The sequence below is a fragment of the Acetivibrio saccincola genome, from assembly GCF_002844395.1.
Classification (GTDB): Bacteria; Bacillota; Clostridia; order Acetivibrionales; family Acetivibrionaceae; genus Herbivorax; species Herbivorax saccincola.
The window spans coordinates 679,513-702,468 of sequence record NZ_CP025197.1 but is presented as its reverse complement, the minus strand read 5'-3'; the positions used below and the strand labels follow the sequence as shown (position 1 = coordinate 702,468).

Here is a 22,956-nt window from a genome sequence, read left to right as displayed (position 1 = left end):
TATAAAATATCAAATCATTGTTATTCTTCCGAAAATCTAACTTTAACTCTAAAGTATCTTTTCAAATTTTGGCCGTAGTTGTTTACATCCATCGGCAGTGATTTAATTGAAGCTTGATATTTGGTATTTGTCTTGGCATCATGATATTCAAATCTATCAGGTTTATTGTATTCCTTTATAACCTTTACATCTCTATATGGAACAACTACATCCTTTCCATCTTTATTTATAACGAATTGAGCACTGCTTTTTATTCTGCTGTATTGCGGGTCATTTAGGCTTTGATTAAATTTGCTGATTATTACTCTTCCGGTCACATAGCAATTATCCATTTCTCTGAGTTTATCAAGCGATTCACTGTTCCCATCATCCCCCCAAAGACTTTTAACCTCAGGCGTTCCATAAGCTGAACCAGCAGCATGTATAAACATAGGTAAACCGTCCGTGTCCTTTCCTATATACATCCCAACATGTGTAAAATTTTCATTATAGACAAGGTCACCGGGTTTTGCTTGAGATCGATCTATCTCTTCCAACCAGATTCCATCTTTTTGTGCATATGTTGTGTTTCCAATATCTATACCGGTTATTTGGTAATATACCCATTGCACATAACCGCTGCAGTCTCGCCCATAGGGTACATTTTTTCCGGTTGACCAATTGCCTCCTACCGTAACTTTCTCGGTTTTCCCCCAATTCTTATGATAACCTGAATATGCTCCGCCATCTCTTCCAAAATTTCCTCCCCAGAAATAATGTAAGGGGTCACCATTATGTACTGTCAATAATTCTTTTGCTTTATTTACCAGATCATTTCTCGACTTGTTAATAGACATCCATTGGGATGAATCTGTTGATACCCACTCATAGTATGAATAATTCCCTGTATCCTTCAATACATATTTACCTTCTCCTGGTTTAGTAAGTTTCCAAGAACCGCTTTTGAGTAAATTAAACATTTCTTCATTTACTTCGCCAGTTATTTCTTTAGCATTATTCTGTTGCTGATACAGCTTTACAACGGCTGTTGTCCGTCGACCATAATGGGAGTCTACTTCTAATGATAGCATACTTTTTAAATCCGGTGAAAGATTATTATTTAGTAACGTCTGTACTTGATAAATTAAGTTACTGGTATCAGCATTGTTTGCCTTCATCTGATACTTTAAAGGAAAAGAAATCGAAGGTGAATCATCTAACACTGCTGTTATTAAACTATATCCACTCAACCAAGTATTATTATCAGACCATACTTTACCATTAGATGTTTCAATAAATTTTACTTTCGGCAATTCATACCCAGCTTTTATTGGAGTTTTAATAGTCTTAACAAACTCAGAATATTTCTCACTTGGGTTATTACCATTGTTTTCAACAATCTCATCAAATATTGTTTTGACTTTGCTCCACCAGTCATTATCTTCAGCATACATGCCCATTGTAGATACTTTAGTTATAACCCCATTTTCAATAGTTGCTCCTAACGTACAATAGTTTAGGAACTGATATAAATCTCCTTTACCCTTTGTAATATTAGCATTTCCTTTAGTCTTAGCAAGAGATTTAATACTATCTTCAAATTGCTTCCAATAATATTTATAGGCATTTAATTTCTTTACACCATGGTTTTCCAATGCTGCTGCGATATCTTTTTCAAAGTCAGGTTGGACATAATTTCCCCCATATTTATCTTTTACCTCCGAATTAGTATTAAAACTTCCTGTTCCTTCCTGGTAAATTATGGCTAAGAGCATTCTTTGGTCTACTCCATATTTCTGATACATCCCACCCTTATTATATAATTTTTGAACTTTAGTATCATCCCATGTTAACGCAGCTATTACTTTATGTTTAGTATTATATGCGCTAGGTGCTTTTGAACCTGCCAAATCTAAATATTTTTGAGCAACTTCAGTTTTTATTCTTTCATTTATTCTTTTTAGCCTTATTGTTAAATTTTTGCTTGCTTCTTCAAGCTTAGTCAGATTAGTTCTATTTAAATCTTTATCAGACAAATATGATAACCTATCTGTACCACCCTTGTGAAAATTCCATTTCCCACTTGGCAAGGCTGTTGGGTCTATTATATATTCTGCTTCAACAACAGGGCTGTTTTCATACTTTATATTCCAAGCAAATACCTTTAAGGTAGTAGTCTTATCTATAACAATTCCTCTAGTTGCATCGTACCTTTGCGAACTTAATGTTGGTGTAGTTCCATCTGTTGTATAATAAAAGTATGAACCAGGTGATTTGCTTGATAACCTTACTACTTGCTTTTCATTATAGCAACCCGGTTCCACTGAGAACTCAGGAACAGCCGCTTTATTTTTTATTGAAAACTCCTTATGATATGTTTCATGTATTTTTTTCCCTTCGGAATCAAATGCTTTTGCATAAAGCTCATATTTTCCATTCTTATACTGTGTTGAATCAAATGCATAATTATATGATATAGTCCCATCAATAGGATTAATAATTCCAATTTCTTTTTCTGATGCGATATATCTTCCGTACTCTGGGACATAATCCGGAACATCGGTTGTATCTCCCATTAAATATACTCCTATTTTCTTTACATTGTTATCATACTTTCTTATTGTAAAATTATGCGTTCCTTCAATTACAGACGTTGTTAGTCCACTTAAAGTTATTGAAGTTGAATTTACTATAAACGCCATTTCTGTCGAAGTAAAAGGTTTTTGTGTCCTGTCTTTGTAAATTCCAAGTACTCTAAAATACCGTAAACCCTGTCTTTCCTGAGTCCCGGGATCTAGTATCCAAATTGTTTTCTTGTACCTGTCAAAACCTTTTCTTTCAGGTTCACTATCTCCAATATTATGATCGAAATTCATTGAAAATCTGCTTATATAATCAGGATTAGCGAGGATATCCCTTGACTGAATCCAAGCCCCGCCAGGTAATCTGAATTGTAATAATATGTAATCAAATTTATCTTTTAATTTAGGAGCAACATCAGCTGTAAACAAAAATGGGTCTGTTACATTTCCTTCTAGCGGAGTTACAGTTAGGTTTACAATACCATCAGGAGTTAATGGATTTTCATCTTCTGAATCAATATTCCATCATCATCCGTATCTGCCTTTGCAGGATTTGATCCAAAAGTCCAAGCATTAAATTTATATGAAGGACCTGTAGGCATTTGTATAATAATTTCCACTTCTTCAATGAGTTCCTGGCTGTCTGGAATTCCATCTCCATCTGTATCAGTAATAAGATCATTTTTATCAGGATATTTGTTTAATTTAACTGCAGTTCCATTTGATAAACGGATCCAGACACCATCTCCCATAGTCCCTGTTGCAATACGATCTGATAATTGAGAAAGCACATTGTAAAAATTACTGTATAAATCTGCCCATATACCTGTTGTAGCCATATATAAATCTTCGTAATGATCCATATGAGTTTTTCTACTTACCACTGAAACGCATATTCTGTCATCAATAAGTTTATGTGTAACATCTGAAAAAGTTGCTATACCTTCATAACGGGAACCAGGTTTTGTTGTAGCATCTGTAAATACAATAATAAACTTAGATGCATAACTTCTAAAATCCATTCTTCTTGCTGCTTCAAGTGCATCTACAGTTGTTTCAGGAGAATCTCCTCCTCCTGAAGCTTTTAAATTACTCATCGTTTCTCTAAAATCCGATACAGTCTCATGCCATTTCCATACTTTGGTTGAATCCAGTCCATCCTCATAAATATCTTTATATTCAACAATCCCTAAACGCACATCAACGTCTTTTAATGCAAGCATATCCACAAAGCTGTTAATATTTGTTCTAACGTTGTTAATTGTACCTGACATTGAACCTGTTGTATCAATTACAAAAACAATATCTGCAACACCACGTTCAAGCTTACTCTCTTCATTATGTACTTGCATTTCTTCCGCATATTTTGTTATATCTATAACTCCATAAATACTAAAATGTGTCACGTTTGAATATATTTCCAATTCATCAGCGTTTATTTCTGTATCTAATATTTCTATAGCATTAATTTCTTTGTTATAGTAAAAAATCCTGAGATTGTTGATGTCTTCTTTTGATATAAATTCAGGATTTAAACAGAACTTTATTTCTGCTGTTTCAAATTTTGAACTTGTTTCTATCTCTATAGGGTATCCTATTATTATGCTTTCAAATTCTTTGATTAGTGGATTTGCTAAAGCATTATAGACTTCAGTAGTTTTATTTATATCTCCTGTCCCATTAATGGTTATTGAAGGTACTGCAACGTTATTACCATCGTCCAGATGCTTAATATTTTCATAGTCTAAACGCTGTTCTACCATATTAGCTATATCGTCTATTCCACCATTATTATTCCACCATTATCAGGATCATTTGGGTCTGTTCCTCTCATTATTTCTTCAAGATCATCAGTTCCGTCATTGTCTGAATCTCTTAACAGAGGATTTGTACCAATTTCAATCTCATCGCCATCTGATATGCCATCTCCATCGGTATCATAACACAGTGGATCTGTTCCGTATATGTATTCTTGAAGATTTGTTAATCCATCTCCATCCGGATCCTTGTCGGCATCACTTATACCATCATTGTAGGTATCATAAGCGGAAGGGTTCGTCATAGACGAATATAGCTCAAACCCATCGGGCAAACCATCACCGTCTGTATCATGATTTAATGGATCTAATATTACATAACTCCTAGGTATATACTCATAATACCACATGTAATAATCTCTATCATCTTCATTTGTTAAATCAAGATCAGGCGGAACATAATTATCATCTTTGTAAATTACTCTTAAAGCTCTAGCTATATCCGGTTCCAACTCGCTTTTTAATTTCTTTGTAAAAGATATGGCGCCCTCGGAATCCATATCACGAACATATACATATAACACTTCATCCCCATCGCTTATTTCATCACCGTCTGTATCGTATTTAAGGGGATCTGTCTCATAAATGTATATCTCATCCCAATCAGTCAAGCCATCACCATCTGTATCAGGATTGTTCGGGTCTGTTCCAAGAAGTTTTTCAAGATAATTTGATAAACCGTCATTATCATCATCTCCTTCTTGAACAATGTCTATCCATCCCATGTGCCGCTTTCCGGACTTATCTGTTATATAAATTTCTACAGTAACACAAAGATATTTTGCGGGAAAGTCCTTGATTGACCAGTTTGTAGTATTGGTGTTCTTATCATATGACCCTTTTGTTATTGCGGGGTAGGATGAATCCTTATCCTCTTTCCCCTCATAAAACACCGAATAAGATATTTTATCTATTTCTTTGTTTGTAAATACACCTGATATATCTACATGGCTTTCATAGGTATAATACCGTGAGCTACCCATTTGCGGTGAAGTTATAATCACCTTTGAATCATCTGCTCCTGTCTGTATATTTGATGAACTTTCTCTAAAAAAAACCTTTATTGGATTATATGCCGTTTTATTATCACTATCATCTTTAACTACAACATTAAAGTAATATGTAGTCCCTGAGGCTAATCCCTTTATCTCTTTTGATTCTATATCTTTTTCATATTCACCGATTAATGTTCCATTTGTTAGTACACCTTCAATATTTGAAATATTATCCTTTCTTGATAAATATACTGCATACCTTAAATTTTCCTTTGCTGTTTTATCATCAAAAGCTTTATACCAATTTAGAGTTACACTTGTTGAACTTTGATTATATATTGTTATATCTTTGTTTTCAACTATCGGAGCCATATCATCTAATTCCGCAGATGCAGAATGTAAATAATTTTTAACGTAATTAGCAAGCAATGCAAATGCCTCTCCTCTTAAAGCAAATCTTTGAGGGGCAAAAGTTCCATCCGGATATCCATTCACTATTTTTTTTGATCTACAAACCAATATAGGTATGAAATGCCACTCACCTTCTTTAACATCAGAGAATAATTTTGATTCATAATCAATATCCTTTTCACTCCAGTTATTAAATTTCATAATTAAAGCGGTTATTTCTGCTCTTGTAATTGGATTATTTGGCTTAAATGAACCATCAGGGTATCCGGATAAAATACCAATACTTGAAGCTTTATCAACTATTTCTTTATACCATTCGCCTTCTTTTACATCTATAAATGATTTTACATTTTCATTTGTAAATTCAATATCAGGTCTTGAGTTAATTAATACTGTCAAAAATTCAGCTCTTGTTATGAACTCTTGTGGTTTTATAACATATCCATCATCGGCAATATAACCTTTTGCTAATCCTTTGTTTGCTAAATAGTTTATAGAGTTTTCCGCCCAGTGACCTGAAATGTCTTTAAATTGTACATTATTCTCTTCAACTTTCTCTGATACTACAGAATTATATGCAAAAACCATACCACCTGCCAGTACCTGAACTAGCGTAGCAAGAACAACTATAAGTGCTATTATTTTTTTCTTATTATTCATTTTAATCCCCTTTCAAAATAGAAAATAACATAATTAAAAAATTGATGTAAGTGTTTCTCTTTAAAGCGATCTTTACTGTTTCTTTGTACCAATTACTTTCTCTTACATCTGTAAATGGCTTTAAGTTTTGAGTTAAGTAATACTGTTTTTTTCTTATTTCATTCAAACTCCCTTTTCCGTAATAATAAAATTTTTAAATTTAGTTTCCAATAAAAAGCGATTTTAATTATACTTTATCATACCATAAATACCATTGTCAATCTATACCTTGGTGTTTTTTGTTAACTACAGTTCCAATCCGTGAAATCATCTACTGTGTAGTCCTGAATAAGTTTTCTCACCCTCACGAATCCGGTATTGGGCTGCATAGCTTTTTAGAAGTTCCAATATTTTTTCACGTTCTTTTGATGTACCTTTGTATATGTCCCATCTAATTTCAAAAACACGCTCATAATGATAGCCATCCCTAACCACTTCTCTCGTCAAAAGTGAATACAAAAGTGAATATAAGCTATCCAGTGATAACCTCCGTGGCTTAAAACTATCTCCTCCGATTGCATACTTTCTAATTTCTTCTAAATCTTCTTTGTTTAAAACAGTATTTACAAATTCTTCACCTTGTATCCTGTAAATAAATTCACCTTTTTTTGATAAATGAATTTCTATATCCTTATATGGTAAGCGTAAAAGAATTAACGGATATAAATACTAAAAAACTTGCTATACAATTGAATTATCAAAAGTATAGGAGGTTTTTTAATTGAATCAAATAGAGACAAATGAATATTGGAAGGATATTTTAGAAAAATTCTCAAAATATGAAGGAACAATATCTGGTTTTTGTAGAGAGTATGATGTAAATATCCATAGGTTATATTATCAAAGAAAAAAACTAAGGAAGAAAAACGAATCAATATTTCATGCTATTAATTTAAATGGTAGGAAAAATAAAATAGAGAACTCACCTGATGTAAAAAATAATCTTAACCCATCTAATGAAATAAGAATAGAAATTGGAAAGGCTAAAAAATATATATCTAATTCAGATGAGTTATCTTTATCAAATGCACTAAAGGAGATAGTAAGAAGTTGTTAAATATTAATGAGATAGATACTGTATATTTAGCTAGTGGTGTCACGGACTTAAGAAAAAGTATAGATGGGTTAATGGTTATAATAAAGATGGAGCTTAAGCTAGATCCTTATGAAAAGGCACTATTTGTTTTTTGTAACAGACAGATGAACAAACTAAAAGTATTACACTTTGATAATGGATTTTGGTTGTATTACTACCGATTAGAAGAAAATAAATTTAAATGGCCAATGACAAAAGATGAGGCTCTTAAAGTAGACGTAGACGAGTTAAAGTGGTTATTAAAAGGATATGAAGTAACAACAACTTCAAAATTTAAATCCGTCAAAGGTAGAAAATATTTTTAAAAATTTTACAAACAAAACCCTTTAAAAGCTGGTAATATAAAGGGTTTTGTGATATAATATAGTTATAAAAAATAAGAGATTAGAGGTTATTATAAGTGCAAAAAATTCACGATGAAATCCAGCTTGATGAAAATACAAGAAAATTAATTTTTGATATAAATAAAGAATTAGAATCGAAAGACAAAGAATTAAAATCGAAAGATATAGAAATTAATGCATTAAAAATCGAAATAGAAAATTTAAAAAGTATAATTTTAAATAGAAATAAAAAGATTTTTGGAAAATCAAGCGAAAAATTTTCTGGTGAGCAAATTATCTCTCTTTAATGAAGCCATCACAAACTTGAAGAAAATGAAAGGCAGTGTGATTGCTGCTCTACCCCTATGGATTTTATAGGAACTACTTCTAAAGAAATATTAAAATATATTCCAGCCAAACTATATGTAGAAGAACATATAAACTATAGTTATGCATGTAAATCTTGTCAACCAGAAGAGGAAAAAACAAATATAATTACTTCTAAAGCACCAAATACTTTACTTTCTAAGAGTATGGCCTCAAATGAAATATTAAGTCATGTAATAAGTCTTAAATATCTTTATGCGCTACCTCTATATAGACAGGAAAACTATTTTAAGATGCTTGGATTAAGCTTATCTAGACAAACATTATCAAATTGGATAGTTAGAGCTGCTAATGAATTTGAACTAGTTTATAAAATAATGAAAAAAGAGTTACTTAAAAGAAATTACATTCAAGCTGATGAAACTACTTTGAAAGTTTTAGAGAAAAATGGAGATGAATCAAGAACTAAGCACTATATGTGGTTATATAAAAGTGGAACTAATATAAATCCAATAATTTTGTATGAATATCAAAGGACACGATCAGGAACAAATCCTAAAAATTTTCTCGAGAAGTTTTCGGGATATCTTCAAACTGATGGATATGCCGGTTACAATTGAGTAAAAAATGTAAAGCAGCTTTATTGCTTAGCCCATATATTATAATTGGACGTAAAAATTGGCTTTTTTGTAAAACCGAAAAAGGTGCAAAGGCTAGCAGTATTATATATAGTATAAGAGAATGTAACAAATTTTGTGTATGAATGAATAATTAAATTCCTTCTTGGCAAGAATTACAAACAATAAAAGCTAAGGAGGAATTTTTTATGTCAACATTATCAAAAGAACAGATAAAAGCAATAGTGAAGGGAAATAATTTCCAAAGTGTGACTGATGTCACGAACTATCTTAAAGACATTTTTAAAGACATTATACAAGAGCTTATGGAAGCTGAATTAGAAGAAAAGCTTGGTTATGCTAAGGAAGAACGTAGTGCAAAAAATACCGACAACTGTAGAAATGGTTATTCTACTAAGACTTTAAAAAGTGAATTTGGAGAAGTTGAGATTCAAATTCCAAGGGACCGTAAAGGAGAGTTTGAGCCTAAAATTATACCTAAATATCAAAGAAATGTTTCCGGCATAGAAGAAAAAATAATATCTCTATACGCAAGGGGCATGTCAACCAGGGATATTGGAGAGCAGCTAAAGGACCTTTATGGAGTGGAAATATCTGCGGAAATGGTTAGTAGGATTACTGACCGTATTATTCCTGAAATAAAAGAATGGCAACAAAGACCCTTAGAACCTATATATACATTTTGTTTTATGGATGCCATTCATTATAAAGTCAGAGATGAAGGAAGAATATGTAATCGTGCAGCCTATGTGGTTATTGGTGTTAATGTTGAGGGATATAAAGACATACTGGGTATATGGATTGGAGAAAATGAATCATCAAAATTCTGGCTTGGTGTAGGGAGTATCGAAAGAACACAGACCCAATCCAATTGTCCAGATGGGACTTTTTACAGACAGAAATGCTATTCCTATTACCTATCAATTGTTTCCTGGTAATACTAACGATTGCCTGACCTATCGCCCTAACTTTTCTAGAATAAAGAAGGAGTATGGTCTTGGCAGGGTAGTCGTTGTAGCAGACAAAGGTATGTGTACCGGCGACAATATTTGGTACACTCTTTCTGCTAAAGATGGCTATGTGTTCAGCTTGTCGGTGCGAGGCGCCAACAAAGAGATGAAGGATTATGTTTTGAAAGAGGAAGGCTATGAATGGATTGGGAATGAATACAAGAGGAAATCCCGCCTTTACCCCAGAACCATTTGGGTAACTTCTAATTCAGGCAAAAAAATGAAAAAGATTGTACATGAAAAGCAGGTTATATTTTACAGTGAGAAATATGACAAAAGGGCAAAAGCAGAACGTGCAGCAGTTATTGCAAAAGCACAGGATCTTATATCTCATCCCGGCAAATATTCAAGAAGCACCTCCTTCGGTGCGGCGGGCTATATCAAAGGGATTGAGTTTGACAAAGACACCGGTGAGATTCTGACACCCTCAAAATCACTTTCAATTGATTGGGATAAAATCAAAGAAGAGGAAGCTTTTGATGGATACTATGCCATAGTTACAAGCGAGCATAAAGAAAGTGATGACAGAATTATTGAAATGTACAGAGGGTTATGGAAGATTGAGGAGACATTTCGGGTTACTAAAAGCGATTTGGAGGCTCGTCCGGTATATGTATCGAGGGAGGATCATATTCAGGCACATTTTCTTACTTGTTTTGTAGCACTTGTGATTGCCAGGATTCTCGAAATGAAAATGGATCATCGCTATAGTATTGGGAAAATGCTTAAAAGTCTCGATAAATCAGAGTGTACGCTAATAAAAGCAAACCTCTATTTGTTTGATTATTTCGATAATGTCTTGGAGGATATCGGAAACAAATTTGATATTGATTTTTCTATTAGAAGTCGGACTTTAGGTGACATTAAAAAAATTTTAGCCAAAACAAAAAAATGAAAAATACACTACAACTTTTTGTGAAACTAAAGAGCCCTAGAACCTTTGAATTTCAATGGTTTCGGGCTCATTTTAATCCATTTTGCTGCAAAACTCAGGTTATATTATACCCAATTTTATTAAATTTAACAACTATATTGAGAAATTATCACAAATTACTTGCTTTTTTTAGATGCATTTATTATCGTTCTAGTGCCTAGTCTATCTTTAATGCTATTTTATATAATCATAAACATTCTTTCCTCGCTTAAACCGATAAAAGTAGTATCTTTATATCTATTTTGCCAAATCACAGCATTATCAATTTCCTGTATATCTTCTGGGCTTATTTCATCTATATTAAGGGTTTTTTTGTTAGGCTGAAAAGCAGAACAAATCTGTTCCACTCCACCGTTTGCGCAAATCAGCTATTTATTTTGCTGAAGTCTCGGTTGTTTTAAAAAACGCCGTTTACAAAAACAAATCTACCTTTTCAAATTACTCAATAATCAATAGGCTTAGCTGCTTTATATAAACAGCATTTTGATTTTTTCATTTGCCGCTTTTAAAAACTCCTGTGCTGAAATATCAGAATACATTTCTGAAAACTCGTTAGTTACTTCAAGCGTAACAGCACCGCGGTATGTTGTTTTCTTTATCTTTCTTACTACTATGTCCCAGTTTATTGTGCCCTCGCCCGGAATTCTGTGTTGATCACCGGTTCCATCGTTATCATGCAAATGTAAAGCCATAAGCTTATTGCCATACATGCTTAATAAATCTGTACCTTTTGAGTAACAGTTTTCATGCCCACTATCATAACAAAATCCAAGCCTGCCGGATTGAATATTTTGAAATACGAATTGCAGGTATTCAGGCCTTTTTAAGTTTTCCAGCGCTATGTTCACATCTCGCTAACCCAGGCAAAAAATTCTTATCACCTACATAATCTGCATATTCATCTCCCCACCAAAAAAGCACGCTATTAAACCCAGCTTCCCTTATTAACTTAAATCTCTCTTCATTATCTATACGGTATCCGAACCAATCATGTATACCTGTCTTAACCATAATTAACACCTCTCTGTTTTCAAAATGCCTATCTAAATTTAACTCCGATAATTTTTTTAATGTGCCGTATCACAAAAATTAACTACTTTATTGTATTTTTTGCATCTATTTATAATTGCTCGCAATGGTGCATTCTCTTCCATTAAGCCGTGCCAGCGGTCACTAATAATTCTCTTTTCTATATTAGTTAATTGTTTTTCAAAAGGTAAAAATTGATAAAACTTACCTGCATCAACTTCTCCCCAGTGACTGTACTCTACTGTTTCATTCTCAGATATTGGATAATATTCAGGTAAAGAAACAACACTTATATTGCAGTCAATATTTCTTAATAAATGGCATACATAGTAAAATCCACAGGCAGAATAAGGAGCGCTGCTTTTCCATATTCGTATTGGTATGCCATCCTTTGCAGCAGACAACAGCTTCTCCATATCCTTGCGTTGATCCTGGAAAAACTGTTCTTGCTCCTTATTGTCAAAACCAAATCTTCCCCACACTTTTCGGAAAACATTTTGACGCTCATTTCCGTCAATTTCACCCGAAATATCTCCAATATCAAGTAAAAAGCCTATATTGACAATATCTTGGTGGTTTCCCCCAACTGCTTTTTCTTCAAAATGTTTCTCTGATTCAGCTTTGGTTGTTTTTTTTTCAATATAGCCAACAACTTCACCAGGCATATTTTTTATGTTATATTTTTTTGCTGCTTTAATTAAACCTTTCTCACTGTCACTAAATAAAACTTCAAGCATAGTTTCACCTTCTATTGAAAATACCTGCATATATTCTTTCTTCATTTTGGGAGAAGTAACAGTAATACCATCCCCTAGTCATTGTCACATCTCGTACCAGTTGTCTTATCTATAAGTCCATTTTTTGGCAGTTGCAAATAGACGTTAACCATAAGAACTGTCCCTATGGTAACAAAAATCTTTATATTGACAATATCTAGATTACCAAAAAAATTTCAGATTTACATATTGGATAAAACTTTTTTCATGCATAACCCCGACTGGTCCAGCAGTTTTACCATTTTCTATATAAGCATATGCTCTCAAATTTGAAAATTCTTGAACTCCTTTGTTAAAGGTATTTTTTCAGATACAACATCAACAATTTGCCTTAAGTTCAATTTTCGGACCATTATTATGGCAACCGTTTACTTCTATAGATATGCCTTCATTTGTATATTGCGGTTTTTCCGGGTTCAGTTTAACCCATCCATCCGGTATATACTTTGTGGATTCCTCTGCTATTGTTAATTCACTTAAGGCTTTCTTATGTAATTTACGTTGCCAATAAAAATATGCGTACCTACTTATTCCTGCATCTTCACAGAACTTCTTGACACTTTTACCGCTCTCGCTTCTGGCATTTATTATTTGTACCCATTGACTCAACCGGTATTCTTTTGCAATCTTTCGTGTATTCATACAATCACTCCTGTCTTGGTTGAAAAAGTTTATACACTTTTTGCACTTTTTTAAGTTTTTCACAATTTTTTCAACCGGTTTTCCATGATTGTACTACTTAAAGTCAAATAATCCATGTGCGGTTCAATTTTACGCTTACATTAATGCTTTAATAAGTAAACTTATTTCTATTAGAATAGACTTTAAGGCTTTAACTGCTAGCTTATTTATTCTATCAGTGGCCAACTGCATTTCATATGTAAGTATTCATCCTTCAATTCAGCAGAAAGCTTTCCATTCATTTTATCCATTAAACTCTTTGAAATAGATAAGCCTAAGCCTGTACCATTACCTGAGCGTGTTTTGTCTGCCATGTAAAATCTATCAAAAAAAAATTCAATATCCCTTTCTGTTAGATCCTTTATATCATTACTTATGGTCAAAATTACAGTTGTCTTAGACCTTTCAAGTGATATACCTACATTTTCATAGGAATATTTAATAGCATTAGTAGCTAGGTTCTCTATAACCCTTTTTATAGCAGACTCATCAGCCATAATACTAATTTTTTCTTTTGGTATTTCAATACTTGGAATTATTTGTTTTTCATTAAATTGATTATATAAGTTCATAATAGTTTCTTCAACAATATTATTTATATTTAAACTTTCTAATTTTAAGCTATAGTCAACAGATTCAATAATAGAAAGCTCAAAAAAATCATTTAATAATATCTGTAATCTTTTTGTTCTATCCTTAGCAATTTTTAAATATTGATTTCTTTCTTCCTCTGTGACTTCATCACCTTCCATTAGTTGAATATATCCTAAGATAGATGTTAAGGGTGTTCTTAAATCATGGGAGATATTTGCTATGGCTTGTCTTAGTTCTCTTTCTGCAAATTTCTTCTCAGCATTTGATTGAATATGTAGATCTATCAAATTATTAATTTCACTAGCAATACTTTCTATCTCCTTGTCTAATAATATTATATCTATTTTCTTGTTAGTTTTTCCTATATTATAATTTCTTAATTGTTCTGTTATACTTTTAATTTGTTTTTTTACAAATAATAATTGGGTAAGAAAAAATATTAATAATAAACTTAAAATAATTATTATATATATCACTTTTCTCACCCACTTTCATATTATTATTTAATTTCTTGTTTTTTAAAAATCCTACTGCCACAATAAGACATTATAATTAATGTTCCTAGAGAAATTAATATATTCTTTCCAATTTCATTAGATGTAATAGAAGGACTAAATGCTTGATAAATTTGATAGAATATAGAATTTTCATATATGCTTCTAACTACTTCATATTTTAAGACTAATGTTTTTTCAATTACAAATAATATAATAGTCATAATAATAGCAATAATTATGGTCTTTCCACTTTCCTTAGTTAAAGAAGCTATAAACATTATAATTGATGAATAAGCTATTATAATCAAAGTGTATAAACTAAAGGATCTTAATAAATATATAACTGTTGTGCCGGTATAAATCTCACTACGGCCTAATAAAATAGTTTCAACTACAACTGTAATTAATGGCAACATTACAGCAGTAATTACTGCACCTAAAGAAAAAACAATTAATTTCGCTAAATAAATATGACTTCTTTTGTTTCCACTTAATATCTGATTTTTAATAGTACCTGTAGTATAATCTACATTAATAAAAAAACCAGCTAATGTACTTATAATTAAATTAAAAATCAGTGGTAATTTTACCATATCCATAGCATTATACTCTTTTAATCCTACATTATAAAAACCCGTATTATTCATCTGCCACCAGTCTATTATAACTAAATAATTAGCCAATGCATAAAAAGCTGTTACTATTCCCATCAAAACCCAAAATGTATTGTTCCTTTTTAACTTAAATAGTTCAGCTTTAATTAGATTAATCATTACCAACACCTCCCACAAGTTTTGTAAAATAACTTTCTAAGTCATCACCTGTTTGTGAAAAGTGCTCTATAATAAGATTATTTTTAGTCAATGCTAAGGATACTCTTTTTATATCATTAAGATGACTATATAATTTTATAATTCCATCTGGCATAATTTCAAAATCCGTTGCATTAAGTTCAGATTCCAATACTGTAGCTCCCTTACCAGGATTATCAACCTTAATTCTTAAATATTGCCTACATTTTTGATTTAATTGTAATGCTGTAATCTGTTCTATAAGTTTTCCCTTATGAATAATACCATATCTTGTGGCAAGTTGGTGTAGTTCACTTAATATATGACTAGATATTAAAACAGTCATTTCCCTTTCTTTATTTAGCCTTTTTATAAGTTGACGAAGTTCAACTATTCCCATTGGATCTAAGCCATTTGTAGGTTCATCAAGGATAAGGAATTCAGGATCACTTAAAAGTGCAATGGCAATTCCCAATCTTTGCTTCATACCTAATGAAAAGTTTGCAACCTTTTTTCTTCCTGTGTTTTTTAATCCTACTAATTCTAAAGTCCTCTCACTACATTTTTTATCTGGAATTCCCTTTTGTAAGCGATGTAATTCTAAATTTTCATAGGCTGACATATTTGGAAATAAAGCAGGATTTTCAACAACTGCCCCTACTCTTTTAATAGATTCTACTAATCCTTTCTTGCTACTTTGTCCAAATAATTCTACAGTTCCTTTAGTGGGAAATGTAAGACCTGTAGCGATTCTTAGTAGTGTTGTTTTCCCAGCACCATTTTGTCCAATAAATCCATAAATATCACCCTTTTTAATCTCAAGATTTATATTATTAAGGGCAAGGTTTTTTACATATTTTTTATAAAGGTTATTAGTTCTTAATATATATTCACTCATTGCATTTTCCTACCTCTCTTATGTTATATTCCTAATATAATAATTAATCCATAAGAGAACTTTAAAAAATCATTAAGAAAATCTTAATTTTTTAATCTATATCCCATGCCCCAAATAGTTTCAATATATTCCTCCTCCGGATTAACTTTTGATAATTTGTTCCTTATATGGCTCATATGAACATTAACTGTATTATCATCTCCTAAAAAATCATCTCTCCATATACTTTCGTAAATATTGGATTTTGTAAAAATCTTTTTTGGAGATTGCATTAAAAGCAATAATATTTCATATTCACGGGCTGTTAACGTTACTTCAACTCCCTTTACTGTAACTATTTTTGATTCCAAATCAAGGCATATATCCTTATGGGTTAAAATATTTCTTTGTTCAGGACCTGCTGAATGCTTATATCTCCTTAATAGAGAATCAATTCTTGCTGAAACTTCTTCAATATCAAAAGGCTTAGTAATATAATCATCTGCCCCTGTCCTTAGGGCATTCACCTTAGTTTTAGCTTCTCCCTTAGCCGAAATAATAATCACAGGTACTAAGCTATTTTGCCTAAGCTTTAAAAGAACTTCTTCACCTGTAATTCCTGGAAGCATCAAATCAAGAAGTACCATATCCCACTCTTGTTGTTCAAGATAAATCATTGCTTCAGTTCCTGAATAAGCAGCTTGCGCTGTATATCCGCTCTTTTCTATAATATTACATAACAAATTATTTATATCATTATCATCTTCTACAACTAAAATTTTTATTTCTTTTTTCATAATACCATCCTTATGGTTTAATTAGTAAACATTTAACTGAGTAATCAGTTTTGTGAATGATAAAATATAATTGACAGTTTTCGGTCAATAAGATTTTACGGTTTTTACAAGTATCTGTCAATAACAACGTTGGGAGGATTGATTTAAAAGCATCTGTTCGCGGGAATATGCGATAGAATCTTAGATCCTATACCCTTATTCTGATAATCTGATGAAACACATTATCTATGAATTATATGACATATTTTGGCGTAAGATAAAAGATAAGGATTTACAGCCTTTTTAAATCCTACTATTTCTTAACCCTTGATAGAGTAGAGCAGTAGAGTTGCCACCGCTCCTTTGTCATATAGTTTGTATGGCCTATTCTGGTCTCTCCCATAAGTGGTATCGGTACTTCTTTGCATGTATGATGGTAAACAAATCCGACTTTCTCTTGTACTCTTTTTGATCTTGTATTGCCTTCATAATATCCACACCATATTACATTCATGTTTAAATCTTCAAACCCATGACGAATGAGCTCTCTTGCTGCTTCAGGAATAAGTCCCTGTCCCCAAAACTCTTTTCCTATCCAGTAACCCAATTCACATTCATCATCTCTTTTGGTCATATCTGTACTTCCATTAAGTTTCAGTTCAATACAGCCAATCGCTATATTATCAGTTTTTAAACATACAGCATAGCACTCTGGCCCACAAAAAACGTTTTTTATAACATCACGGCTTTCATCAATACTCTTATGAGGAGGCCAGCCAGCAATAGGTCCAACATCAGGGTCTTTTGCATATTTAAATAAACTCTCTGCATCCGTTTCTTTCCACGGACGTAATATTAGTCTTTCAGTTATGAATTCCATAATCACAATGCCTCCTGTCATATTCTAATAAAATTACAATTTATATTTTCTTCTTTGAACTATATTTCCTACTGCTGCGATGCTTACCTTCATCATGTGAATGATAAACCACCGGCAACCAGTGCTTTAGTATATCATTTATTTGTAGTCTAAGTAAATCCTGCTAATCCTTTTTCTTTTATGTAGCTTTCAACTGTATTCAAAAGAGCAGTTCCACATCCATACCCTTGTTGTTCAGGTGATACAAACAATTCTTCAACTTTAATAAATTGATATCTGCGAGCAAATTTTCAACATCTGTACATGGGAATAAGCATTAAAGCCACGCTCCTTGATTTTTTCAGCAAGATAATTGCTAGTCTCCCTAAGCCTTTTACTTACTGCATTGTACTCGTCATAATACTCTTTTGATGGATCACTTGTTGTGCTGGGAAACACCTGTAAGGCAATAGCATTTCCATATATTATAAAATCCTGTTTCAATATAATTTATACTCCTTCTTTCGACATTAATACCACTGTTTCCACATGCAACGAGCGGAGTGGATTGATGTCTTTTACACTATCGGTAGGCGGAAACATATCGACATATATAATTATAACACCAACTGCTAGATTTGTAATTGGCGTTATAATTATTATGACTTTAGTTTTGCTTTTAACTCTTTTATTTTTGTTTCTGTTGTTGATATTACTTTTTTAAATTCCTCATCACTTTTACCTGGCTGTCTTTACTAATATCAACATATTTTCAAAGTAATCGAGTCCTCGCTTTTTTGTGATGTAATTACGGGTAATTATACCACCAGCCAGCGGGATAACAACAAACAATACTACTGATAAGACAAGAGTGTTCCAGGGTATGGTTACACCACTTTCTTGTCACTTTTTAAGATTTTACCTGTATTGTATATGAAAAGGGTACTTAACTAGGAAGTTCCCTCAATCAAAAATATTTCTGTAATTAATAGTCTTTTTTCTTTACCGGAATCCAGATTTCGCTTCGATACTTTGGATTTCCAGTATCAGGACTCTCGTTCCACAAAATTTCAGGACCTGGGGCTGCCTCATACCCTGAAGACGGAAACCACTCTGAGTATATTCTTCCCCACACATTTTGAAGTGTTTCCGGAAATGGTCCAATCGATTCAAATATAGCCCAGGTACTACCATCAATTTCTAATACATCAAAATCTGCAGTTTCATTACTTGTTGTTGCTACCCCGATGTAATGGTCTAATTCTCCTTTCTCTTCCATTCTACCTTCCGGAAAATTAGCTGAAGCACTAATAATACCTGTTGGTTCTACATTTGAAATTGCTTTTAACTGTTTAATAACCTCTGGTGTTAAAAGTTCGGTCATTTTTGCAATCTCCGGATTTACACCATTAAAAATAATTGGAACTCTCTTCTTAAATCCTACGATCTTAAAATGTCCTTTCTCAACAATACGATAGTTCATTTCGCATCCTCCTTTAATTGATAATTGAAAGGTCATTCGAGGATAGGCTTTTAACTGTGTGTTCTCACTTCTTGCTTCAGAAGGAAGAATGCCATGCAGGGAATGAAAAGCACGAGAGAATGCATCAGCTGAATCATAACCATATTTAACAGCAACATCGATTATTCTCAAATTTGTACCTTTCAAATCAAGGGCAGCCAGCGTTAATTTCCTTCTTCGAATATATTCTGACAAACCAATTCCTGATAAGAAAGAAAACATCCTTTTAAAATGATACTCTGAGCAGCAAGCAATTTTTGATACTTCACTATAATCAATATCATCAGTTAAGTGCTCCTCAATGTATGCCATTGCATTATTCATTGAACTTATCGCCCTATCGGGCGGACTTTTTTAATCCACACATTCATATGTTAAGCATGAACAAATGGGACATTCAAGTACGGGCATTAACCCCCTTGAACATTTTGTCCTTTTCTTAGTCCAACCGAAAGCCACATCTACATTGGCCTCATTCATTGTGTTCTCAAAGTGACAATGAGAACATCGATATTTGTAATATTCTGGTGCACCCCCGAAGGGTACATCCTCCTCTATCTCTTGGTTTAGAATATTTTTCATACTTTCCCTGTCTGATATTTTTCTCTTCGTCATATATTACTCCATATATCGGATGCCATATTTTCCATACTTTCATTTCACTCCCGCAAAAAGGACACTTTAACGGGTCCTTCCCACTACTTTCTTTATATCTTTGTCTATAATTCCTAGATTCAATTACTTCATAAACTCCTTGTACTACTTTACAAAAGTTCTTAAGACCTTCTTTTATCACTTGACTCCATTTTTCATATGTTTTTGTTGCCTGCAAACCATAATATCTTATACGTTGAAATCCCTTCGGAAGTATATGCTGTACCATACGACCTATAAAGGTCAACACATCCAAACTCTCTTCTTTTCTAGCTTTTGTTTCATGATCATTATACCAATATGTTACTGTTTCACCGTCATATCTGATGATTCTCCTTACACTGATTGGTGGTGATGCCATGTACTTTGCCAAATATTTTGCAAGACCTTTTCAGAAAGGATACTATACTTTTTCACATTATATAAATCATAAAAATCCCTTGCCGCAAGACGGTTAAACAAGGCTGCTGTTTTAGCAGCTAAAAGCTCGATATAGTGTAATGTTTTAACTTCTCCCCTAATGCCAAAAATCTCTGTATTTATTTTTCTCATCACAGGTAGCCAAATATGATGTCTTAAGGAATAGTTGATTTCAATTTTTATATTATCATAATTACTCGCATTGTTTTGGAAACGAGCTACAATGGATTCCAAAGCAAAATAATCTTTGGATTTTTTCGAAATACCATATCCTTCCCTCTCTAAGTATCCATGTAGTATTTCTCTTACCCTTATCCGTTCCTCAAGCACCTTCTCTCTGTTATCATAGGAGTGAAAATCCAGATCGATATCCACAGATAATCTGGGCAAAGCAAAAACGGTTAGGTTTAAAGCAGTTCCGCCCTTTAGAACTAATCGCTCTCTTAAAAAAGCATTGCTATTTATAAATTCCAGTATCAATATTAGTCGGTGAACTTTCTCTATTACATCTTTGTGAAATCCTGTCTTTTCAGAAAGTTCGAGGTAATATTTTTTATCTGACCTAAACAAAAACATCACCCTTTCCTTCCAGAGGTTTTGGCACTATGAGACTCCAGCGTTTTATGAGTATACCGTTACCGTTTTTTGCTTCTTCATCTAAATAACTTTTCGTATTCCCTGTCCTTTTTTCTATCTGACTCAAAAAACCATCTGTTATCCCTAAAGACTGCTGATATCGTTCCAGAAAATAACCTGCTTTTTTATAAAGTATCTGTTTATCATACATTTCAAGATATTTTGCCAGTTTTGCTTCATCAAGAACCCTGCATATTTTTATTATCTCATCCAGCTCATAGACACCGCCGCAATAATCTAATCTATCCAGTGAATCAACAACTGTTCTTTCAAGGTCCGTAAGCCTAATTTTATTATTCAGACGGTAGTGAGTAATTCCTTCCTGAATTCCTATGCCTACATATTTGTATAAAACGCCTTCAAATTCAAAATCAGATATCTTTTGCTCGGATGCTACATATACTAAAAAACTTACTTGGTGGGATAATCCATGGACCTCAAAAGCAGAGTGGTAAGTCAAATAAGCATTATTATTTATTTTGCTTGCAACTAAATACCGGTCAGCCGTAGCTTCTCTGTTTTCCAAGTTAACAGCACAATACAAGTTTCGACGCACATGTTTTATAAGGCCTTTTTTTACATATGAATTTAATATGACTTTTGCATTTTCTGTGCTCCCTACAACTTTTTGAGCATCTTCAAGGTTAAACACCTCAAGTTTCAAAAAATCTTCGTAATACTTCATATTAATCACTCGGTTTCATATTTTTCTTTTAGGTTAATAATATCATTAACTTTCCAGTATAATTTAATACTATTATAATTTAAGTTTTGTATTTTTACAATAGATTAATAAAAACATTAACTTTATAATATAAAAATGAAACTGAAGCATTTATAAATCAACTACTTAAGAATAAAAACCTAAAATTGTAACAGGACATTAAAAAAGCTATCCAATTCTGATCAGTTATTTTTTCTAGCTCTTATAAGTAGAAAATTAGGTTTATGAATGCATTTTTTGTATGAGGGATATTTATTTGCCTGCAGGCTTTTTGTAACTCTTACTGGTAATGAGGCTGTATAAGTGCATTGTTTTGTTTTCTTCTTTACGATTGCACCGTTCCTAAACTGTTTAATATTTATAATGGTTTACCGGCTTCAGGTCAGCAAGGTCCAGCCCTAACTCCAAAACCAGGTAATTCCTTATATCATAACACAGATCGCATTTTTCTACATACTCTTCTCTTGGCTTATATCCATATTCCTTTACGGCAAGTTCTACAAAGCCGCCTATACCTTCAGATTTCAGACTGTTAAATATCGGGTATTTTCCAGGGTCTGCCCCATGCACCAGTTCCCTTAAAGGGATTGAAAAGCCCGGGCACGACTGGGGAATGAAGTTTCCGTACAGAGGCATCAATATCATCCCAGAATTCCATCAACCAGGGAAATACGTTCATTCCCGCCTTTGAACAGGCCTTAATTAAAGCTTTCACCTTCTAAAACGGAATATATTCATTGTGGAACGGGTCTATGGATATAAGCAGTGTGTTTACCCCGTGATCTTTTAACTCTTTAAGTATGGCATTTGTTGACGTTTCATCCCTGTACCACGAGGAATTTGTTTCAATATATTCAATTTCAATATTGTTTTTCCGGGCAGCATCAAGAACATCCAGAATTTTATCAGGCTTAATAAGGGGCTCTCCGCCACCGATATGCACATGATAGCAGCCTAAACTTCTTAATATATAAAATACCTCATCCGCCACAGCAGATGTCATATAGTCATCAGGCCACTTTGGAGAACAGGAATAACAGCAGTGTCTGCACATAGAAGTACATTTATAATTTGCTCGATGTATCCAGCAGCTTCCCAGCCCTAAAGAATGAGCGGCGAGCATCATATTGCCTAAAACAAGGCTGTCATCGTACACATAGGTTGGAATTGATTTGTCTGCAAGAACAGGAATCACTACCGGTGCGATGAGTACCCTCCATAATAAATTCTGAGATAACTGTATCACCGTCAGCATATTGACGAATAACTGCCAACTTGACCATCTTAACTCATTATAACATCTAACTTA

Annotated in this window: 26 protein-coding genes and 4 pseudogenes; 6 read left to right on the top strand and 24 right to left on the bottom strand. The window is 32.9% G+C overall.

The window, feature by feature from the left end; genetic code table 11:
* Positions 1 to 20: 20 nt before the first annotated feature.
* From HVS_RS03150 to HVS_RS03135, 4 genes are all read right to left on the bottom strand, one after another.
* Positions 21 to 2,990, bottom strand: coding sequence for a chitobiase/beta-hexosaminidase C-terminal domain-containing protein (locus HVS_RS03150; RefSeq protein WP_101299137.1), 2,970 nt, complete (start codon positions 2,988 to 2,990; stop codon positions 21 to 23).
* A 62-nt stretch (positions 2,991 to 3,052) separates the two neighbouring features.
* Entirely contained in the window at positions 3,053 to 4,324 is a 1,272-nt protein-coding gene (locus HVS_RS03145) for a vWA domain-containing protein (RefSeq protein ID WP_101299135.1), read from the bottom strand.
* Positions 4,325 to 4,338: 14 nt separating this feature from the next.
* Positions 4,339 to 6,444 carry an S-layer homology domain-containing protein gene (locus HVS_RS03140; RefSeq protein ID WP_101299132.1) on the bottom strand — a complete coding sequence of 702 codons (2,106 nt, stop codon included), beginning with the start codon at positions 6,442 to 6,444 and terminating at the stop codon, positions 4,339 to 4,341.
* A gap of 306 nt (positions 6,445 to 6,750) precedes the next feature.
* Entirely contained in the window at positions 6,751 to 6,930 is a 180-nt protein-coding gene (locus tag HVS_RS03135) for a hypothetical protein (RefSeq protein WP_159063362.1), read from the bottom strand.
* A gap of 274 nt (positions 6,931 to 7,204) precedes the next feature.
* Here HVS_RS03135 and tnpA (HVS_RS03130) point away from each other — a divergent pair, with 274 nt between their 5' ends.
* From tnpA (HVS_RS03130) to HVS_RS03105, 6 genes and pseudogenes are all read left to right on the top strand, one after another.
* Positions 7,205 to 7,540, top strand: coding sequence for an IS66 family insertion sequence element accessory protein TnpA (gene tnpA, locus HVS_RS03130; protein ID WP_101299127.1), 336 nt, complete (start codon positions 7,205 to 7,207; stop codon positions 7,538 to 7,540).
* 71 nt (positions 7,541 to 7,611) lie between these two features.
* A complete protein-coding gene (gene tnpB / locus HVS_RS03125) occupies positions 7,612 to 7,884 on the top strand; it encodes an IS66 family insertion sequence element accessory protein TnpB (RefSeq protein ID WP_242971660.1) in 273 nt (90 codons plus the stop codon).
* A 95-nt stretch (positions 7,885 to 7,979) separates the two neighbouring features.
* On the top strand, positions 7,980 to 8,210 hold the full coding sequence (locus HVS_RS03120; protein WP_101299123.1) for a CCDC90 family protein: 231 nt from the start codon (positions 7,980 to 7,982) through the stop codon (positions 8,208 to 8,210).
* Positions 8,211 to 8,267: 57 nt separating this feature from the next.
* Complete coding sequence (gene tnpC, locus HVS_RS03115; protein WP_101299121.1) at positions 8,268 to 8,849, top strand: IS66 family transposase; 582 nt, start codon at positions 8,268 to 8,270, stop codon at positions 8,847 to 8,849.
* Positions 8,850 to 9,055: 206 nt separating this feature from the next.
* A pseudogene (locus HVS_RS03110) lies at positions 9,056 to 9,706 on the top strand (IS256 family transposase); the annotation flags it as partial.
* Position 9,707: 1 nt separating this feature from the next.
* Positions 9,708 to 10,772, top strand: a pseudogene (locus tag HVS_RS03105) (IS1634 family transposase); the annotation flags it as partial.
* Positions 10,773 to 10,990: 218 nt separating this feature from the next.
* Here the strand turns inward: HVS_RS03105 and HVS_RS16415 are convergent.
* From HVS_RS16415 to HVS_RS16745, 20 genes and pseudogenes are all read right to left on the bottom strand, one after another.
* Positions 10,991 to 11,158, bottom strand: coding sequence for a hypothetical protein (locus HVS_RS16415; RefSeq protein WP_157942966.1), 168 nt, complete (start codon positions 11,156 to 11,158; stop codon positions 10,991 to 10,993).
* A gap of 120 nt (positions 11,159 to 11,278) precedes the next feature.
* On the bottom strand, positions 11,279 to 11,659 hold the full coding sequence (locus HVS_RS03100) for a sugar phosphate isomerase/epimerase family protein (protein WP_242971659.1): 381 nt from the start codon (positions 11,657 to 11,659) through the stop codon (positions 11,279 to 11,281).
* Positions 11,625 to 11,822: a hypothetical protein gene (locus tag HVS_RS16945; RefSeq protein WP_242971658.1), complete on the bottom strand. Its 198-nt coding sequence runs from the start codon at positions 11,820 to 11,822 to the stop codon at positions 11,625 to 11,627. The genes HVS_RS03100 and HVS_RS16945 overlap by 35 nt, the downstream gene beginning before the upstream one ends.
* Before the next feature lie 56 nt (positions 11,823 to 11,878).
* The gene (locus HVS_RS03095) at positions 11,879 to 12,622 is read right to left on the bottom strand and encodes a DUF1835 domain-containing protein (RefSeq protein ID WP_101299117.1); all 744 of its coding nucleotides are present in this window, start codon (positions 12,620 to 12,622) and stop codon (positions 11,879 to 11,881) included.
* Positions 12,623 to 12,934: 312 nt separating this feature from the next.
* Positions 12,935 to 13,258 carry an IS66 family insertion sequence element accessory protein TnpA gene (gene tnpA / locus HVS_RS03090; RefSeq protein ID WP_101299115.1) on the bottom strand — a complete coding sequence of 108 codons (324 nt, stop codon included), beginning with the start codon at positions 13,256 to 13,258 and terminating at the stop codon, positions 12,935 to 12,937.
* Between the two features lie 206 nt (positions 13,259 to 13,464).
* Positions 13,465 to 14,376, bottom strand: coding sequence for a sensor histidine kinase (locus HVS_RS03085; RefSeq protein WP_242971657.1), 912 nt, complete (start codon positions 14,374 to 14,376; stop codon positions 13,465 to 13,467).
* A 14-nt stretch (positions 14,377 to 14,390) separates the two neighbouring features.
* Positions 14,391 to 15,161, bottom strand: a complete 771-nt coding sequence (locus HVS_RS03080) for an ABC transporter permease (RefSeq protein WP_101299110.1) — start codon at positions 15,159 to 15,161, stop codon at positions 14,391 to 14,393.
* Entirely contained in the window at positions 15,154 to 16,077 is a 924-nt protein-coding gene (locus tag HVS_RS03075; RefSeq protein ID WP_101299108.1) for an ABC transporter ATP-binding protein, read from the bottom strand. The genes HVS_RS03080 and HVS_RS03075 overlap by 8 nt, the downstream gene beginning before the upstream one ends.
* Before the next feature lie 83 nt (positions 16,078 to 16,160).
* Positions 16,161 to 16,853 carry a response regulator transcription factor gene (locus HVS_RS03070; RefSeq protein ID WP_101299106.1) on the bottom strand — a complete coding sequence of 231 codons (693 nt, stop codon included), beginning with the start codon at positions 16,851 to 16,853 and terminating at the stop codon, positions 16,161 to 16,163.
* Between the two features lie 292 nt (positions 16,854 to 17,145).
* Positions 17,146 to 17,712, bottom strand: a complete 567-nt coding sequence (locus tag HVS_RS03065) for a GNAT family N-acetyltransferase (RefSeq protein ID WP_101299104.1) — start codon at positions 17,710 to 17,712, stop codon at positions 17,146 to 17,148.
* Positions 17,713 to 17,861: 149 nt separating this feature from the next.
* Positions 17,862 to 17,963: a GNAT family N-acetyltransferase gene (locus tag HVS_RS17700; RefSeq protein WP_157942965.1), complete on the bottom strand. Its 102-nt coding sequence runs from the start codon at positions 17,961 to 17,963 to the stop codon at positions 17,862 to 17,864.
* 10 nt (positions 17,964 to 17,973) lie between these two features.
* A complete protein-coding gene (locus HVS_RS03055; RefSeq protein ID WP_101299100.1) occupies positions 17,974 to 18,195 on the bottom strand; it encodes a hypothetical protein in 222 nt (73 codons plus the stop codon).
* A gap of 255 nt (positions 18,196 to 18,450) precedes the next feature.
* Positions 18,451 to 18,585, bottom strand: a pseudogene (locus tag HVS_RS17600) (arsenical-resistance protein); the annotation flags it as partial.
* A 91-nt stretch (positions 18,586 to 18,676) separates the two neighbouring features.
* Positions 18,677 to 19,537, bottom strand: coding sequence for an AraC family transcriptional regulator (locus HVS_RS03040; protein WP_101299098.1), 861 nt, complete (start codon positions 19,535 to 19,537; stop codon positions 18,677 to 18,679).
* Between the two features lie 163 nt (positions 19,538 to 19,700).
* On the bottom strand, positions 19,701 to 20,240 hold the full coding sequence (locus tag HVS_RS03035) for a transposase (RefSeq protein WP_159063360.1): 540 nt from the start codon (positions 20,238 to 20,240) through the stop codon (positions 19,701 to 19,703).
* Positions 20,204 to 20,863, bottom strand: a complete 660-nt coding sequence (locus tag HVS_RS03030) for a nucleotidyl transferase AbiEii/AbiGii toxin family protein (protein WP_242971656.1) — start codon at positions 20,861 to 20,863, stop codon at positions 20,204 to 20,206. The genes HVS_RS03035 and HVS_RS03030 overlap by 37 nt, the downstream gene beginning before the upstream one ends.
* Entirely contained in the window at positions 20,850 to 21,608 is a 759-nt protein-coding gene (locus tag HVS_RS03025) for a type IV toxin-antitoxin system AbiEi family antitoxin domain-containing protein (RefSeq protein ID WP_101299094.1), read from the bottom strand. Before HVS_RS03025 ends, HVS_RS03030 begins: the two co-directional genes overlap by 14 nt.
* 390 nt (positions 21,609 to 21,998) lie before the next feature.
* Positions 21,999 to 22,283: a hypothetical protein gene (locus HVS_RS16230; protein ID WP_108593932.1), complete on the bottom strand. Its 285-nt coding sequence runs from the start codon at positions 22,281 to 22,283 to the stop codon at positions 21,999 to 22,001.
* 82 nt (positions 22,284 to 22,365) lie between these two features.
* The gene (locus tag HVS_RS16940) at positions 22,366 to 22,701 is read right to left on the bottom strand and encodes a radical SAM protein (RefSeq protein ID WP_242971716.1); all 336 of its coding nucleotides are present in this window, start codon (positions 22,699 to 22,701) and stop codon (positions 22,366 to 22,368) included.
* An 18-nt stretch (positions 22,702 to 22,719) separates the two neighbouring features.
* A pseudogene (locus HVS_RS16745) lies at positions 22,720 to 22,851 on the bottom strand (nitroreductase family protein); the annotation flags it as partial.
* Positions 22,852 to 22,956 lie beyond the last annotated feature (105 nt).

Coding starts and splice junctions, on each gene's coding strand:
- HVS_RS03145 (WP_101299135.1), bottom strand. CDS start 4,324: ATGGTAGAACAGCGTTTAGACTATGAAAATATTAAGCATCTGGACGAT.
- HVS_RS03140 (WP_101299132.1), bottom strand. CDS start 6,444: ATGAATAATAAGAAAAAAATAATAGCACTTATAGTTGTTCTTGCTACG.
- tnpB (WP_242971660.1), top strand. CDS start 7,612: ATGGTTATAATAAAGATGGAGCTTAAGCTAGATCCTTATGAAAAGGCA.
- tnpC (WP_101299121.1), top strand. CDS start 8,268: ATGGATTTTATAGGAACTACTTCTAAAGAAATATTAAAATATATTCCA.
- HVS_RS16945 (WP_242971658.1), bottom strand. CDS start 11,822: ATGGTTAAGACAGGTATACATGATTGGTTCGGATACCGTATAGATAAT.
- HVS_RS03095 (WP_101299117.1), bottom strand. CDS start 12,622: ATGAAGAAAGAATATATGCAGGTATTTTCAATAGAAGGTGAAACTATG.
- tnpA (WP_101299115.1), bottom strand. CDS start 13,258: ATGAATACACGAAAGATTGCAAAAGAATACCGGTTGAGTCAATGGGTA.
- HVS_RS03080 (WP_101299110.1), bottom strand. CDS start 15,161: ATGATTAATCTAATTAAAGCTGAACTATTTAAGTTAAAAAGGAACAAT.
- HVS_RS03075 (WP_101299108.1), bottom strand. CDS start 16,077: ATGAGTGAATATATATTAAGAACTAATAACCTTTATAAAAAATATGTA.
- HVS_RS03070 (WP_101299106.1), bottom strand. CDS start 16,853: ATGAAAAAAGAAATAAAAATTTTAGTTGTAGAAGATGATAATGATATA.
- HVS_RS03065 (WP_101299104.1), bottom strand. CDS start 17,712: ATGGAATTCATAACTGAAAGACTAATATTACGTCCGTGGAAAGAAACG.
- HVS_RS03040 (WP_101299098.1), bottom strand. CDS start 19,537: ATGAATAATGCAATGGCATACATTGAGGAGCACTTAACTGATGATATT.
- HVS_RS03030 (WP_242971656.1), bottom strand. CDS start 20,863: ATGTTTTTGTTTAGGTCAGATAAAAAATATTACCTCGAACTTTCTGAA.
- HVS_RS03025 (WP_101299094.1), bottom strand. CDS start 21,608: ATGAAGTATTACGAAGATTTTTTGAAACTTGAGGTGTTTAACCTTGAA.
- HVS_RS16230 (WP_108593932.1), bottom strand. CDS start 22,283: ATGCCTCTGTACGGAAACTTCATTCCCCAGTCGTGCCCGGGCTTTTCA.
- HVS_RS16940 (WP_242971716.1), bottom strand. CDS start 22,701: ATGTGCAGACACTGCTGTTATTCCTGTTCTCCAAAGTGGCCTGATGAC.